This window comes from Myxococcus xanthus (assembly GCF_013116825.1).
Classification (GTDB): domain Bacteria; phylum Myxococcota; class Myxococcia; order Myxococcales; family Myxococcaceae; genus Myxococcus; species Myxococcus xanthus_B.
In genome coordinates this window covers 20,268-35,314 of sequence record NZ_JABFNS010000015.1, presented here as the reverse complement: position 1 = coordinate 35,314, position 15,047 = coordinate 20,268, and the positions used below count along the sequence as shown (strand labels likewise).

Genomic DNA, 15,047 nt, shown 5'->3' with positions numbered 1-15,047 from the left:
GCGCCGCCCGTGAGGACCGGGGCGCGGGGCGACGCCCACGCTCAGGGAATGGGGCCTCGGGGCTGCCCCGCCGTCGGAACGGAGCCGCCACCCTGGGCGGCGTCACCCGGGTTCTCTGGGATGATTTCCAGCTCGCGGGCCCTGATGACCTTGCGCGCCAGCTCATCGAACTCGATCTCCAGCACGCGGCCGGGTTGGTCCGCGAGACCGAAGCGGATGCGCCAGAAGTTGGGGCGAATCTCCACCGCCTCCCCGGCCTCGGCCAGCACCAATGCGTTGTTGCGGGCGTACTCCTCGCCGGCCTGCACCACGTCCCGAGCGCCCAGCTCCGTCTGCACGGCGGCCGAACTGGGAGGGACAGGGGGGCGGCCGGTGGGGCCCGTCGCGCAGGCCATGGAGGCCAGGATGGCGCCGGGCAAGAGGAACCGGGGGACGATGCGAAATCGGAGCGGCGTCATATGCCCATGGTGAGCACGCCGCGTGCCACCCGCAGGCAGGGAGGCCGGAAACGTCCAGTGCTGGACCTGCGTCCGGCGCGGCGCCCGTGTGGCACCCCGCCGGGGGAGCCCCCGCCCCGGCATGCGTCCGGGGCGGGAAGGGCCCTACTTCGCCGGAGCGGGCGTCGGGGCGATGGCGCGCTGCTTCTCCACCACCTCGTCGATGAGGCCGTACTGCCGCGCGTCCTCGGCGCTCATGAAGTAGTCGCGCTCGGTGTCCTTCTCGATGCGCTCGATGGTGTGCCCCGTGTGCTTCACGATGAGGCCGTTGATGTAGCTGCGCAGGCGGAGGATCTCCTTGGCCTGGATGTCGATGTCCGTGGCCTGGCCCTGCGCGCCGCCCAGCGGCTGGTGAATCATGATGCGGCTGTTGGGCAGCGCGTAGCGCTTGCCCTTCGCCCCCGCCAGCAGCAGCAGCGCGCCCATGGAGGCCGCCTGCCCCACGCAGATGGTGGACACCGGACACTTCACGTACTGCATGGTGTCGTAGATGGCGAGGCCCGCCGTCACGGAGCCACCCGGCGAGTTGATGTAGAGGTTGATGCCCTTGTCCGGGTCCTCCGACTCCAGGAAGAGGAGCTGGGCAACGATGATGTTGGCCACGTCGTCATTGACAGGCGTGCCCAGCATGATGATGCGGTCCTTGAGGAGCCGGCTGTACAGGTCGTACGCCCGCTCGCCGCGGTGCGTGGTCTCGATGACGAAGGGGACGTTCATGACGCCCCTACCCTAATCGCCCTTCCGCCGCAGCGCCCGTCCCTTCTTCCCGGAGCGTACGCTGCCCCACGCTTCGACGCCGGGGCCCCCTGCCCCCCGGGGGACCTACCCCTTGTGGCCCGTCATGTCCTCCGGGCGGACCCACTGGTCGAACTGCTCGGGCGTGACGAGCCCCAGCGCCACGGCCGTCTCCTTGAGCGTCGTGCCGTCCCTGTGGGCCGTCTTGGCGATTTTCGCCGCGTTGTCGTAGCCGATGTGGGGGTTGAGCGCCGTGACGAGCATCAGGCTGCGCTCCAGGTTCTCCTGGATGCGGGGCCGGTTGGGCTCGATGCCCACCGCGCAGTGCAGGCGGAAGCTGCGCATGCCGTCCGCCAGCAACCGGCAGCTCTGGAGCAGGTTGTGGGCGATGAGCGGCTTGAAGACGTTGAGCTGGAAGTTGCCGGACGCCCCGCCCACGGTGACGGCGACGTCGTTGCCCATCACCTGGGCGCACAGCATGGTGAGCGCCTCGCTCTGGGTGGGGTTCACCTTGCCCGGCATGATGGAGCTGCCCGGCTCGTTCTCCGGGATGGTGATTTCCGCCAGCCCCGAGCGCGGCCCCGAGGACAGCCAGCGCACGTCATTGGCCACCTTGAAGAGCACCGCCGCCAGCCCCTTCAGCGCCCCGTGCGCCTGCACCAGCGCGTCGTTGGCGGCCAGCGCCTCGAACTTGTTGGGCGCGGTGACGAAGGGGTGGCCGGTGAGCTGGGCCAGCTCCTGCGCCACCCGCTCGGCATAGCCCCTGGGGGCGTTGAGGCCGGTGCCCACCGCCGTGCCGCCCAGGGCCAGCTCCAACAGGTGCGGCAGGGTGCGCTCCAGGTGGCCCTTCGCGTGGTCCAGCTGCGCCACGAAGCCGCTGACCTCCTGCCCCAACGTCAGGGGCGTGGCGTCCTGCAGGTGGGTGCGGCCCACCTTCACCACGTCATGGAAGGCGCGGGCCTTCTGCGCGAGCACGTCGCGCAGCGCCCCCAGCTCCGGCAGCACGTGCTCGGTGATGGCGGCCACGGCGGCCACGCTCATCGCGGTGGGGAAGACGTCGTTGGAGCTCTGCCCCTTGTTGACGTCGTCGTTAGGGTGGACCTTGCGGCCCTCGCCGCGCTCGCCGCCCAGCAGCTCCGAGGCGCGGTTGGCGAGCACCTCGTTCGTGTTCATGTTCGTCTGCGTCCCGCTGCCCGTCTGCCAGACGCTCAAGGGGAACTCCGCGTCGTGCTGGCCGGCCAGCACCTCGTCCGCGGCCCGGATGATGGCCTCGCCCTTCTCCTTCGCCAGCGAGCCGTTCTCCACGTTCACCCGCGCGGCGGCCTTCTTCACCAGCACCAGGGCGCGGATGAGGGCCAGCGGCATGCGCTCGGTGGAGATGGCGAAGTTCTGGAGGCTGCGCTGCGTCTGCGCGCCCCACAGCCGGTCGGCGGGGACGTCGATGGGGCCGAAGGTGTCTTTCTCGATACGGACGTTCTTCGTGCTCACGCGCGGGGCTCCTCGGAAAGAAGGATGGGCCCCATCGAATAACAGGCCGGAGCCCTCGGGCAGGGCTCCGGCGTGATTTTCTCCGTTGGACGCTGAGCACTACACCCGGCGCTCGACGCGCGGCGTGCGCTCCGAGTTGCCCAGGCCGGACAGCCAACTGTACGTGCGCCGCAGGGGCGCGGTGCCCGTCGCCGACGGCGGCGTGAAGGCCCACAGCAGCAGGTACACCATCAGCGCGGTGCCCCCGGACACCGCCAGCGCCACCACGAAGCCCACGCGAATCAGCGCCGCGTCCACGCCCAGCTCCCGCCCCAGCGCCGCGCACACCCCGGTCAGCAGCCGCCCATCCACGCCCCGGTGCAGGGGCTCCGTGCGCGCGCCGCAGCGCGGGCACCTCCGGACCTCCAGGCTCACTTCCTCGGTGCAGGTGGCGCAGCGTCTCTTGGCGTCCATCACATCTCCCTTCTGGGGCCGCTCCCACTTGGCGTCCGTGGCCCTCATTCCTACCTACGCGCCCTGATGCGCCCCATTGCATACGCCCTGGGGACGACCCTCTGATTTACAGATTTAACACGCCAGTTGTTGACAGAGTTACAGGCGAGCAGGCAAAGATTCACTTCGCACTTCCTTTTTGCCCTCTCAGTACTCATTTTCCGAGCCGTTCCAGCAGATTTACAACGCACCTGGCCAAAGGAGCTCAGATGTCGGACCAAGCCCCCTCTGTGAAACCCCCGGCGTTCGGACCGGGAGTGGTGGTGAAGGGGACCTGGCACCCCGACTACGCCGAGGTCCTCACGCCCGAGGCCCTGGAATTCGTGGCGAAGCTGGCCCGCAACTTCGGCGAGCGCCGGCTGGCCCTGCTGGAGCGCCGCAAGACGGTGCAGGCGGCCTGGAGCAAGGGTGAGCGGCCCCACTTCCTGCCGGAGACGAAGGCCATCCGGGAGGGCGACTGGACGGTGGCTCCCCTGCCCGCCGACCTCCAGGACCGCCGCGTGGAGATCACCGGCCCGGTGGACCGGAAGATGGTCATCAACGCGCTGAACTCCGGGGCGAATGTCTTCATGGCGGACTTCGAGGACGCCAACAGCCCCACCTGGGACAACGTGGTGCGCGGGCAAATCAACCTGCGCGACGCCGTGCGCGGCACCATCTCCTTCACGGCGGAGAACGGGAAGCACTACGCCCTCAACCCGAAGCGCGCCGTGCTCTTCGTGCGCCCCCGCGGCTGGCACCTGCCGGAGCGGCACATCGAAATCGACGGCAAGCCCATCTCCGGCTCGCTGCTCGACTTCGGGCTCTTCTTCTTCCACAACGCCCGGGAGCAGCTGGCGCGCGGCACCGGCCCCTACTTCTACCTGCCGAAGATGCAGAGCCACCTGGAGGCCCGGCTGTGGAACGACGTGTTCCACCTGGCCCAGGCGGAGCTGGGCATCCCGCGCGGCACCATCAAGGCCACCGTCCTCATCGAGACGCTGCCCGCCGCGTTCGAGATGGACGAAATCCTCTACGAGCTGCGCGAGCACTCCGCCGGCCTCAACTGCGGCCGCTGGGACTACATCTTCAGCTTCATCAAGACGCTCCAGTCGGACACCCGCGTGGTGCTGCCCGACCGTGGCCAGGTGACGATGGACAAGGCGTTCCTCAACGCCTACTCGCAGCTGCTCATCCAGACCTGCCACCGCCGCAACGTGCACGCCATGGGCGGCATGGCGGCCTTCATCCCCATCAAGGGGGACGCGGCGGCCAACGACGCCGTCATGGACAAGGTCCGCGCGGACAAGCTGCGCGAGGTGAAGAACGGCCACGACGGGACGTGGGTCGCGCACCCCGGCCTCGTTGAAATCGCGCGCGACATCTTCGACTCGCACATGAAGGGCCCCAACCAGCTCTCCAACAAGCGCGAGGACGTGAAGATTGGCGAGGCGGAGCTGCTCAAGGTGCCGTCCGGCACGCGCACCGAGGAAGGCCTGCGCCACAACATCCGCGTGGGCATCCAGTACACCGCCGCGTGGCTGGGCGGCCTGGGCTGCGTGCCGCTCTACAACCTGATGGAGGACGCGGCCACCGCGGAAATCTCACGCGCCCAGGTGTGGCAGTGGATCCACCACGGCGCCACGCTGGAGGACGGCCGCAAGGTGACGCCTGCCCTCTTCCGCGACGTGCTGGGCGAGGAGATGGCGCGGCTCGACAAGGAGGGCGCCAGGGAGCGCTACGGCGCCGCCCACGTGGAGCGCGCGCGCGTGCTCTTCGAGCAGCTCTCCACCGCCGGCACCTTCGAGGACTTCCTCACCCTGCCGGCCTACGACGCCCTGGAAGCGCAACGCTGAACCCTTCGCACTTTCGCAGCAGCAACCCACCACTTTTACCGTAGCGAGGAGCCCACGATGTACGACGCCACTCCGACGACCGCCGATGCCTCCCCTCACGCCAAGCTCCACGCGCAGCGTTTCGAGGGCATCAAGCGCAACTACACTCCGAAGGACGTGGAGAAGCTCCGCGGCTCCATCACCGTCAGCCACACGCTGGCGGAGCTGGGCGCCAGGAAGCTCTGGGAGCTGCTCCACACCGAGGACTACATCAACGCGCTCGGCTCGCTCACCGGCAACCAGGCGGTGCAGATGGTGCGCGCGGGCCTGAAGGCCATCTACCTGTCCGGCTGGCAGGTGGCGGCGGACGCGAACTCCGCGGGGCAGATGTACCCGGACCAGAGCCTCTACCCGGTGGACAGCGTCCCCACCGTGGTCCGCAAGATCAACAACGCCCTGCGCCGCGCGGACCAGATTGACCACGCGGAGGGCCGCAAGGACCGCTACTGGTTCGCGCCCATCATCGCCGACGCCGAGGCCGGCTTCGGTGGCCCGCTCAACGCCTTCGAGCTGATGAAGGGCATGATTGAAGCGGGCGCCGCGGGCGTTCACTTCGAGGACCAGCTGGCCAGCGAGAAGAAGTGCGGCCACATGGGCGGCAAGGTGCTGGTGCCCACCAGCCACTTCATCCGCACCCTCAACGCGGCCCGGCTCGCGGCGGACGTCATGGGCGTGCCCACGCTGCTGGTGGCCCGCACGGACGCGGACAGCGCCAAGCTGCTGATGAGCGACTCGGACGAGTACGACCACGCCTTCATCGACAAGAAGGCCGGCCGCACCCCGGAGGGTTTCTACCGCCTCAACGGCGGCCTGGACTGCGCCATTGCCCGCGGCCTGGCGTACGCGCCGTACGCGGACCTGGTGTGGTGCGAGACGAGCACCCCGGACCTGGCCCAGGCGAAGAAGTTCGCCGAGAGCATCCGCGCGAAGTACCCGAACAAGCTCCTGGCCTACAACTGCTCGCCGTCCTTCAACTGGAAGAAGAACCTGGACGACGCCACCATCGCCAGGTTCCAGCGCGAGCTGGGCGCCATGGGCTACAAGTTCCAGTTCGTCACCCTGGCTGGCTTCCACGCGCTCAACTTCGGGATGTACGAGCTGGCGCGGAAGTACAAGGACCGCGGCATGGCGGCCTACAGCGAGCTGCAGCAGGCCGAGTTCGCGGCGGAGAAGGACGGCTACACCGCCACGCGTCACCAGCGCGAGGTGGGCACCGGCTACTTCGACCAGGTGGCCGAGGTCATCTCCGGCGGTAACGCCAGCACGCTCGCCCTGACGGAGTCCACCGAGGCCCACCAGTTCTAGGCGACGGCGCCTCTTGAAGTCTTCTGAAGGCCGCGGCGGACGGGGAGCACGCCCGTAAGTCCGCGGCCTTCGGGCGTTTTCGGCCTTTCGCGCAACTTCGCCGGCGGCCGGGCGATAATGGGGTTTCGAGAGGTCCGACACGTGCGTGGTGCGCGTCCCGGGCCGAGACGGAGGCGCCATGACCCGCATCAACTCCTTCACCGGTCCCATGATTCAGCCCGCCACCACGCAGGCGCAGACCCGCGCCGCCAGCACGAGCTTTGGCGCGCTGGTGAACCCGATGGCCCCGGCCAACCGGCCTGGGGATCCGCTCATGGTGTCGGGTGGCGCGGTGGTCGCCTCGGCGCTCGCCTCGGTGGGCAGCTCGCCGAACAACGGCATCCTGAACTCCTACCTGTCCGCCGTGGGCCGCGGGCCCATCTCCGAGGACGGCTCGCGGGGCACGGTGTCCCAGGCCCCGGCCGGCTCGGAGCAGGCGCAGCAGGAGCAGGTCCTGATGGAGCTGGCGGAGATGTCCGCCGCGACGCTGTCGAACTCCATCCTGCACATGGGCAACAAGATGAAGGTGGACCTCGACCGGGAGTAAGGGTCACCCCTTCTTCTTGTCGCTCTCCGCGTTGTAGGCGTCGCGCTGGCCGCGTTGCAGCTCGGGGCCCTTGCGCCACGGTACGTCGACGTCGGTGCGCTGACCGCCGTTGTGCTCGGAGACGTCGTTGAGGAACTCGGCGCGTCCTTCGGCGGGGACGCGCTCGCCGTCTTCCTCGGGGTCCTTCTGCTTCTTCGGATCCAGCGGGATGCCCGCGCCGCGCTTGAGGTAGTCCTTGGGGTCCATGTCTCCAGAATGGAGACGCCCACCGTCCGCGAGCAGGGGGCGGACAGGCGGGCGGGCCCGCGCTGGCTCAGTTGAGGTACTTGGGCCGGGGCGGCTCGGCGGGCTGCTGCTTCATCATCTCCAGCCCCTGCCGGGTGAGGACGAAGCGGACGACGCCGGAGCCCCGCTCGGTCTCGATTTCCGCTTCGAAGGCCGGCCCGGCGATGCCGCCGAAGGACACGTCCTTGCGGAGGTTCACCACCCGGCCGCTCACCATGTCCCCGGCCACTTCCTTGGCGCCCTCACCGCGCTGGTGGAGCTCATAGGCCACCTGGTGCAGCGTCATCGCCAGCGAGGGCGACAGCGGCTGGTTGCTGAAGAGGACGGAGATGAGGAGCCAGTAGGGAGGTGCCTGGTCGGTGGACATCGCGCCCCCATCCTAAGCGCCTGGCGGAGCGGAGGCCCGTGGAAGTGAAGGCCCGGGCGCTAACGGGTGGGGAGCTCGCGGAAGGTGATGCCCTCCAGGCCCAGGCGCTGCACCGCATCCTTGAAGCGCTCGGTGCCCACCATCACGGTCGCGAAGTTGCCCACACGGAAGACATCGCGGTCCGTGGGCAGCGAGGCCGCGTCGAGGATGGGCTCGTCTGGCAGCGTGAGTTTGAACCGGCCACAGGTGTCGCACGGTAGAGGCAGATCCGGCGGATAGCAGTCCGGGTGCAGTTGTCCTCGTGGCTCGAGCTGAAGCTCCAAGAGTTCCGGCGGGTCCTTCTGCCGAAAGCGCAGCTCCGTCTTGCAGCCAACGAGGCCGCGCACACCTTCCACCTGGAGCCGTTCCAGCGCTTCCCGGCGAACCACCAGCAGCATGCTCCCCTGCGTTTCGAAGTCGGCGAATCGTCCCGAGGCAGTTCCAACCAGCGGGCCAAACAATGTCCCTGGAGGCAGCAGCGCGCCTGGCGGAGCCAGGGGGCGGACCAACTCACGCAGCCTCGCGAACTCCTCGAAAGGTTCGGGCCGGGCCTTCAGGAGTTCGCTCTGCGCAGGCAGGTTCGACAAATCGACAGCGGGGTACTGGTGGCCCGAGGAGGCCCAGGTCACCCCACAGCCAGGGCACCCCGCCAACCCAGGCAGTCCCCACCTGTGCGCGGCGTTGAAGCTCCCGTTGATTCGGGGCCACATCGCGCTGTCCTGGGAGAGTTCAAACACACGAAGGGTCATGTTCCGGGCCTGGAATAGTACGGGCGAATCGGCCCACCAAGCAGCTCGAAGCGGTAGATCAACTCTCCGGCGTGTTTGAAAATCTCTTCAGGACTCGCCCCACTGTTCCGCCGCATGTACGCACGCCAGGCTTCGTTCCAGGCACCACCGGCTCCCGCACCACCGTGAATGCGTCGATGGAGCTCTCGCGGTATCGGCATCGTGTAGTCGTGAATCTTGATGCCCCGCTGCGTGAACCATTGGGCGAGTTCTGGTGCCTGGGGAAAGACGTGGTGCTTCTCCCAGCGTCCGGGCGGCAGCCGATGTGACGGCGGGATGACTCGTCCAGGCGCGCCACCCCAGCTGGGGAACACCATGACAGCGCCCCGAGGCAACTGCTGCCCGAGGCCCCAGTTTCGCCGGGGACCTCGGCCAGGCGCCGCGGCAGCCACGGGTGGACGGGCGGGCGGAAAGCGCGCCAGCTCCACCTCCCCAGGCAGGTCCGCGCAACGGTAGAAGCCACACGCGTCGCCCAGACACAGCAAGGACACACACTGGTCCTCGTGCGGAGTCCAGCACTCCAGTTCCGCGTCATCCCAGGCCTGCTGCATGGGCGGCTTGACCGAGGTGGAACACCCCAGCCAAAGCACAGCAAGCACTGGGAGCATTCGGAGCAGACAGGTTCGCATTCCGCGAATCCTAGACGTCAGGTCTGTCTTGCCCGCTCCGCGCTGCCCCTACCCCGCACGCGGGCGGCGGCGTGAGGCAATGCCCTCGGCGAGCGCGACCTGCTGCTTCCAGTGCCCATACAAGCGCCCCTGCGAGGCCAGCCGGTCCAGCTTGCGCTGTGTCGCCTCATCCACCGACCCGGGCGGCGCATCACGGAAGGGCGTCCCCGGCAGCGGCATGAATGTATGCCCATGCACGCGCGCGCCCAGGCCCGCCAACTTCTCCATCAGCGCCACCGTGGCCTCCACGTCCGCGGGCTCCTCGCCGGGCAGCCCGAGGATGAAGTCCACGTTGGGCACGAAGCCACACTCCACCGCGATGCGGGTGGCGCGCACCACCGTCTCCACGTCGTGCCCCCGGCGGGTGCTCTGAAGGATGCGCTCGGAGCCGGACTGGCCGCCGATGATGAGGTTGTCGTTGTGGACGTAGCGCTTGAGCAGCGCCAGCGCCTCGGGCGTGACGTGCTCGGGGCGGACCTCCGACGGGAAGGTGCCGTAGTAGACGCGCCCATCGGGCGCCATGGCCTCCTTCACCGCGGCGAGCAGTGCCTCCACCGCGTCCAGGTTCACCGACTCGTCCGCGGTTCCGTAGGACATGGAGGTGGGCGTGATGAAGCGGATGTCTCTCCGCCCCGAGCGCCGCAGCTCCCGCGCCCAGTGCGCCACGTTGGCCACGGAGCGGTGGCGGAAGCGCGCCTTGCTCATGAACGGCGTCTGGCAGAAGCGACACGCGTAGATGCAGCCGCGCGTAATCTCGATGGCGCCGTACTGCCCGTTGCGCGCCGCGAAGGGCGGGAAGTCGTCCAGTTGCACGCCCTCCCCTCGGCCGTGCTGCACCAGCTTTCCGTCCTCCAGGTACGCGACGCCGTGCGTGTCACGCGGCTCCTCGCCCCGCAGCACCCGGCCGAGCAAGGCGCGCAGGGAGTACTCACCCTCACCTACCGCGACGAGGTCGAAGCCCGCCTGGAGCGTCTGCAGCGTCTCCGCCGTAGCGTGTACGCCGCCGGCGATACACAGCACCTGCCGCCCCTCCAGCCGCTCACGCACCCATGCCAGCTCCTCCGCCGCCGGGGCGAAGCTGGCCGAGTAGAAAGACCACGCCGCCACCACCGTGTCTCCGGCGTCCGCGCGCTCGCGAATCGTGTCCAGCAGCGTCTCGCGGCTGCGCGGGAAGTGGAGCGTCACATCCGCCAGGGCCGGGTCCGACTCCACCGCGCCCGCCAGCACGGTGAAGGCGTACTTGCCCGGGTACTGGTAGCTCAGGACGAGCGAAACGCGGCGAGGTGGCTGCATGCAGGACGGGCTTTATGCCACAGGCCCGCCCGCGCAAGCACACGGGCGGGCAAGCGGGCGGGCACACCGCCCGGCCCCGGGTGCCGTCAGGACGGAGGTACCAGCGACAGGGCCAGCTCATTGAAGGCGGAGAACTCCATGACGTCCTCGGGCACCCGTCCGTCCGGCACCGCCATGCGCACCACGACCAGGCCCTGCTCCGGCGCCACCAACAGGAGCTGACCGTAGGAGCCTCGCGCGGAGTAGGCCTTCGGCGCCCCCTCCACCTGCGTACGCAGGGGCACGCGAGCGCTCTTCTCCATGAGCGCCATCACGCCCTTCATCCCTCCCAGCCGCTCGGAGAGGCGCCGCATGAAGTCACCCGATGGAATCGGCTGCCCCACCATGTCCCGCAGGCGCGCCAGCGTCGCCTCCGGCATCCCGTTGCGGCGCGCCTCGTCCACCATGTCCTGGCCGAGCACCCGGAAGGACTTCTCATACACGAGCCACCACAGCAGCCCCGCCGCCGGATTGTGGGGCTGAGACGACGCGGCGGTGCACTCACGAATCCACGCTTCGCTCAGGATGCGCTGCCCCTGCCAGACGCCCCGCTGGAGCATCAACTGGCCCACCTTGGCGAAGTCCACGGGGTGCAGGCGCAGGCCGGACATGCCCAGCGGGTTGCCAGACGGGTCCTTCTGCCAGAACACATCACGGATGCCGAGCGGCTCGAAGAGGCGGCGCATCAGGTACGCGTCCAGCTTCTCGCCCGAGGCGCGCTCCACCACGCCCGCCAGCAGGTTGGTGGCCTTGTTGTTGTAGAAGAACCGGCTGCCCGGAGCGTCCACCACGTGGCTTTCCAGCGCGTAGCGGACAAAGTCCGGCGACTGGTAGATGTCCATCGCGCTGGCGTTCGCTGCCAGCCCCGAGGTGTGGCTGAGCAGGTGCCGCAAGGTGACCTTCCCCTTGAGGCCGTCCTTCCACTCCGGGAAGAAGGTGGAGACAGGCGCGTCGACGGAGGGAATGCGGCCGTCGTCGATGAGCAGACCGATGGCCAGCGCCACCACGCCCTTGGTGGCGGACATGGACTCGATGCGCTGCGTCTCGCCGCCGAAGTACCACTCCCCCACCAACTTGCCGTGGCGGAGCACCACCAGGGCCGACGAGCCCGATTCTTCGGCCGCCTTCACGAAGGCCGCGAGCGCCGGCTCCGACAGCCCCGCCTCGGCGGGCGTCGCCTGCTCCAGCCCTGCCCCAACGTTGCCCTCGGCGCGCGCCTTCAACGCGTTCTCTCGCGCCCGCGCCACCAGCGCGTCGTAGCCCGGCATCCGCCGCAACGGCTCCAGGGACTTGTCGTGCAGCAGGTCGCCCGGCGAGCCCATCCCCCGCTCGACGGCGCGCTCCAGCCACTGGAAGGCCGCGGCGTCGTCGCCCGTCCCCAGCGAGGCGTAGGCGGCGAACCATGCCACTTCGTCCGTCTGGCGGCCCCCCTCCCACAGCCGCTGCATCTCCGAGAGCGCGGCGTCGAAACGCCCGGCCTCCATCGCCCTGCCAGCCCGCTGCAACGCCTCGCGGAGCTGGGACTCGGGGTCTGCTGGCGCCGACTGCACGGCAGGGGCTGGAGACGAAGCGGGCGCGGCCACGGGTTGCGTGTGGGCACAGGCCAGCAAGGTACAGAGCGGGAGGTAGAGACTGTGTCGCATGGGCGTTCCCCGGGGGAGGACCTGCTCGAACTACGCACCGGAAGCGCCGATATTGCATGGTCCGCGCGCCACGACGAAGCGACATCAACCCCCTGCGAGGGCACTGGTGCCAGGCCGGAGAGGGACGAGGCATGCGCCCCCACTCGAGCGCCCGCGCCATCAGATGGCGCGGGGCCGCCGCTGGCCGCCCGGGTTCCATCGAGGCCCGGACGGCAGCGGTGGCTTTCCGCGCGGCGTCGTGCAAGTCCAGCGTCATCAACAGCAACCGGCTTGCGGGGGGCGCGCGTGCGCTGAAGGGATTATCAGCTCGACGAACCGATCTTGAGGAAGGGGTCGAAGTAGAAGTACTGGACGTTCGCCCCGTCCTTCGTCAGCGCGAACACCACTCCGTACTCGAGCAAACCGCTCACGAGCTTGCTGGCATTGAACGTGACGTACGGAACGAAGGTGGGCGTCCAGCTCGCCCGGAGCTCCTGGTCGATGAGCGGCTCGTTGGGCCAGTTGCTCCAGGAGGGAGGCGTCTGGGTCCACTTCGGGCTATCGCCGACGTAACCGATGAAGTCCGGAATCGGGCCCAGATCCAGATCGAAGTTGGGGATGTCGATGGGCCGCTTCGTGGCGTCATTCATGAGCGCGTCCGAGACCGGCGCGTTGTTGAACGCATGCACGATGATGCCATTGGGCGCGAGCCCCACGGTCGAGCCGTAGTTCGCCTCTTGGATGTAGATGCGGACGCTCTCCCCACTCGGGACGGGCACCGCATAGTCGGGGTCACTTTGGTTCGGATGGGTCTTGTCGTTCAGGAGGAACGGCGGATGGGTAACCGCGACCGCGGTACTGACGGAGGAGCCCCCCTTGGGAAGCTTGGTGGAATCAATCAGGAAGCTGATCTTTACCATGTCAAACCAATCCCTTCGTATGGCTGTCGTGTGTCGTTGATGAACCCTCACATCGGGTTCACGGCAAGAGGTTCATCCTGCCTGACGCCCACCAAAGCAACGCACATGCCATCGATTACCCAGCCCTCGCTTCCTCTGAAGCTCGCATCGAGCCTGGAATTGCACCCTGCGACTGACGCGTCAGCGCCAACCACCGGCACGCCATGCCCTTCATGCAATTCATTGCTCCCGAACGCTTGAGCCCACCCCAATCCAAGACACAACCCGCCTCCATTCCAGCCGCAGCACATGGAATCGTGTGGATACCTGGACCCGCCGCATCAGGTCGCCACCTCCCACAGCCAGGCCAGGGAGCGCCACGGAACGGGCCGTGACGGGCGAGTCCGCACCCGAGGGGCCCCTTTCAGACCTGTCAGGTCATTGGCCTTGCTGCTCACGAGCAGAGGAGCGGCACGGAGCGCTGCTGACACGTCAGGCGCACTCCGAGTCCGTCAGAAATGACGTTGGATTTCACGCCTGGAGTAGCGCTCCACCGGCCGCCCCGGCATCGACACGGCGAGGCATGAGACGTATCACGTCGGGTCCATGGCTCGACCGAGAGCGCCGCGCCACTTCAGGGCCGGACGAACCTTCCCGGACGAGCCGACCTCGCCCGTGGGTGCGAGCGCTCCGGACACGAGGAGCGCGCCGCGTCCCTCACTTTTCCCCACGATGGCGCGTGAGCCCGGGGCCCGCGCGCCCCGAGAGGCTCAGCTCCTGCGGCGACGGCGGTAACCCGCCAGCCCCATCAGCCCCAGCAGCGCGAAGGCCGCCACGGGGCCACCGGTGCTGCTGCACCCCGACTGTGCAGCGACGCCCTCATCCGAGGAGATGCCTCCGGGCGGGGGCACGTTCGGCCCAGGCTCCGTGCCCGCGTCCCAGGCAGGCGTCCCCGCGTCCGCCTCCGGCCGCGGCCCTGGCTCCTCTGCCCCACCCGCGTCGACAGGGTCCGGGTCCACGCTGCCCGCATCCTCGGGTGAGCCCGCGTCCATGGGCGAGCCCGCATCCACCGGCGAGCCGGCGTCCATCGGCGTCCCCGCATCCATGGGCTCCGGCTCCAGCACGTCCGACAGCGCCGTCGCCTGGATGAAACCATCATGGTAGACGACGCCCACCGGCTTCACGGTGTCGCTCCGGTAGAGGCCGAGCTTCAGGTAGTTCCGCTGCCCCGAGTACATCGTCATCGCGCCGCGCTTGGGCAGCACCAGCTCCTTGTTGTGCCACAGCTCGACGAAGCCCACCTTCGGGTCGGATGACCACTTCGCGTGCAGGATGAACTCGTGCCACACGCCTCGGGTGAGCTTCGTGCGCCACGGAATCTCATTGGTGCCAGGGAGCGACAGCCGGATTTCCTCCCCCTTCACGTAGAACTCCACCGGCGGCGAACCACAGCAGCCGTCGTGGTGCCACTGGGTGAAGAGCTGCCAGGTGTCCACGCTGGGGAAGTCGTTCGCGAACATCACCTTCCAGCGGTAGTAGTACTCCGAGCCCACCGGCTCGTTGCTGATGTAGACCAGCTCGTTGCGATTCCCGCTGGCGTTGATGGGGTCGTCGCCCTGGTGCACCGTCGCCTTCAGCGCGTATTTGCCCTCGGCCACGGGGGACGTCACCACCTGCAGCCGGTCCGCGTTCACCATCTGCGCGCGGGAGTACTGCGAGCGGTCTCCCGTCTCGAAGTCCCCCCGCCACACGACGCCAGCCATGGCGAGCCCGGGGACGCACCACATCACAAGCCATCCGGGGACAAAGGCTCTCAAAATACATCCTCGCAAAGGTTTGGAATGCAACAACCAGCACACCGTATCGCAAACCATTCCTTGCTTCATTCCCCCGCGAAATCCTTCCCGCTGGGCCGGCAAGTGGGCAGGCGGGCATGCAAGGCCTTGGATGTTTCACGCCATGTTTCACGTCGAGCGCAGGGCGGCTGACACACTCCGGGCGTCCTGGCAAGCCGGCAGCAACACGTCGCGTCATCAACACGCCGGCCAACCTTCAGGCTGACTGGCGGCA

Annotated in this window: 15 protein-coding genes; 3 read left to right on the top strand and 12 right to left on the bottom strand. The window is 68.4% G+C overall.

All coding sequences use genetic code 11. The annotated features are described in order from the left end of the window. Positions 1 to 41: 41 nt before the first annotated feature. The 4 genes from HNV26_RS06425 to HNV26_RS06410 all read right to left on the bottom strand — a co-directional run bounded on the left by HNV26_RS06425 (position 42) and on the right by HNV26_RS06410 (position 3,173). Positions 42 to 458 carry a hypothetical protein gene (locus HNV26_RS06425; protein WP_171441038.1) on the bottom strand — a complete coding sequence of 139 codons (417 nt, stop codon included), beginning with the start codon at positions 456 to 458 and terminating at the stop codon, positions 42 to 44. Positions 459 to 602: 144 nt separating this feature from the next. Continuing rightward, a complete protein-coding gene (gene clpP / locus HNV26_RS06420; RefSeq protein ID WP_090488476.1) occupies positions 603 to 1,214 on the bottom strand; it encodes an ATP-dependent Clp endopeptidase proteolytic subunit ClpP in 612 nt (203 codons plus the stop codon). 105 nt (positions 1,215 to 1,319) lie between these two features. Beyond that, positions 1,320 to 2,720: a class II fumarate hydratase gene (gene fumC, locus HNV26_RS06415; protein WP_171441037.1), complete on the bottom strand. Its 1,401-nt coding sequence runs from the start codon at positions 2,718 to 2,720 to the stop codon at positions 1,320 to 1,322. Positions 2,721 to 2,819: 99 nt separating this feature from the next. Continuing rightward, positions 2,820 to 3,173 carry a PspC domain-containing protein gene (locus HNV26_RS06410; protein WP_253816287.1) on the bottom strand — a complete coding sequence of 118 codons (354 nt, stop codon included), beginning with the start codon at positions 3,171 to 3,173 and terminating at the stop codon, positions 2,820 to 2,822. 248 nt (positions 3,174 to 3,421) lie between these two features. Here HNV26_RS06410 and aceB point away from each other — a divergent pair, with 248 nt between their 5' ends. The 3 genes from aceB (at position 3,422) to HNV26_RS06395 (ending at position 6,977) form a co-directional block, all read left to right on the top strand. Further along, a complete protein-coding gene (gene aceB, locus HNV26_RS06405) occupies positions 3,422 to 5,047 on the top strand; it encodes a malate synthase A (protein ID WP_171441035.1) in 1,626 nt (541 codons plus the stop codon). Positions 5,048 to 5,104: 57 nt separating this feature from the next. Beyond that, positions 5,105 to 6,391 (top strand): isocitrate lyase, encoded by a 1,287-nt coding sequence (gene aceA, locus HNV26_RS06400; RefSeq protein WP_171441034.1) that lies wholly within the window; start codon positions 5,105 to 5,107, stop codon positions 6,389 to 6,391. 178 nt (positions 6,392 to 6,569) lie between these two features. Continuing rightward, a complete protein-coding gene (locus HNV26_RS06395; protein ID WP_171441033.1) occupies positions 6,570 to 6,977 on the top strand; it encodes a hypothetical protein in 408 nt (135 codons plus the stop codon). 3 nt (positions 6,978 to 6,980) lie between these two features. Here the strand turns inward: HNV26_RS06395 and HNV26_RS06390 are convergent, their stop codons facing one another. The 8 genes from HNV26_RS06390 to HNV26_RS06355 all read right to left on the bottom strand — a co-directional run bounded on the left by HNV26_RS06390 (position 6,981) and on the right by HNV26_RS06355 (position 14,851). Next, a complete protein-coding gene (locus tag HNV26_RS06390; protein ID WP_171441032.1) occupies positions 6,981 to 7,223 on the bottom strand; it encodes a hypothetical protein in 243 nt (80 codons plus the stop codon). Positions 7,224 to 7,290: 67 nt separating this feature from the next. Continuing rightward, positions 7,291 to 7,629, bottom strand: a complete 339-nt coding sequence (locus HNV26_RS06385) for a hypothetical protein (protein WP_011556377.1) — start codon at positions 7,627 to 7,629, stop codon at positions 7,291 to 7,293. A 59-nt stretch (positions 7,630 to 7,688) separates the two neighbouring features. After that, positions 7,689 to 8,417, bottom strand: a complete 729-nt coding sequence (gene sitI6, locus HNV26_RS06380; RefSeq protein WP_171441031.1) for a SitI6 family double-CXXCG motif immunity protein — start codon at positions 8,415 to 8,417, stop codon at positions 7,689 to 7,691. Next, positions 8,414 to 9,085 carry a SitA6 family polymorphic toxin lipoprotein gene (gene sitA6, locus HNV26_RS06375; RefSeq protein ID WP_171441030.1) on the bottom strand — a complete coding sequence of 224 codons (672 nt, stop codon included), beginning with the start codon at positions 9,083 to 9,085 and terminating at the stop codon, positions 8,414 to 8,416. Before sitA6 ends, sitI6 begins: the two co-directional genes overlap by 4 nt. Before the next feature lie 48 nt (positions 9,086 to 9,133). Next, a complete protein-coding gene (locus tag HNV26_RS06370; protein ID WP_171441029.1) occupies positions 9,134 to 10,417 on the bottom strand; it encodes a TIGR04013 family B12-binding domain/radical SAM domain-containing protein in 1,284 nt (427 codons plus the stop codon). Positions 10,418 to 10,503: 86 nt separating this feature from the next. Continuing rightward, complete coding sequence (locus HNV26_RS06365; protein ID WP_171441028.1) at positions 10,504 to 12,099, bottom strand: serine hydrolase domain-containing protein; 1,596 nt, start codon at positions 12,097 to 12,099, stop codon at positions 10,504 to 10,506. A gap of 302 nt (positions 12,100 to 12,401) precedes the next feature. Then, positions 12,402 to 12,998, bottom strand: coding sequence for a hypothetical protein (locus tag HNV26_RS06360; RefSeq protein WP_253816286.1), 597 nt, complete (start codon positions 12,996 to 12,998; stop codon positions 12,402 to 12,404). 749 nt (positions 12,999 to 13,747) lie between these two features. Continuing rightward, on the bottom strand, positions 13,748 to 14,851 hold the full coding sequence (locus HNV26_RS06355; protein WP_171441072.1) for a heparin lyase I family protein: 1,104 nt from the start codon (positions 14,849 to 14,851) through the stop codon (positions 13,748 to 13,750). Positions 14,852 to 15,047 lie beyond the last annotated feature (196 nt).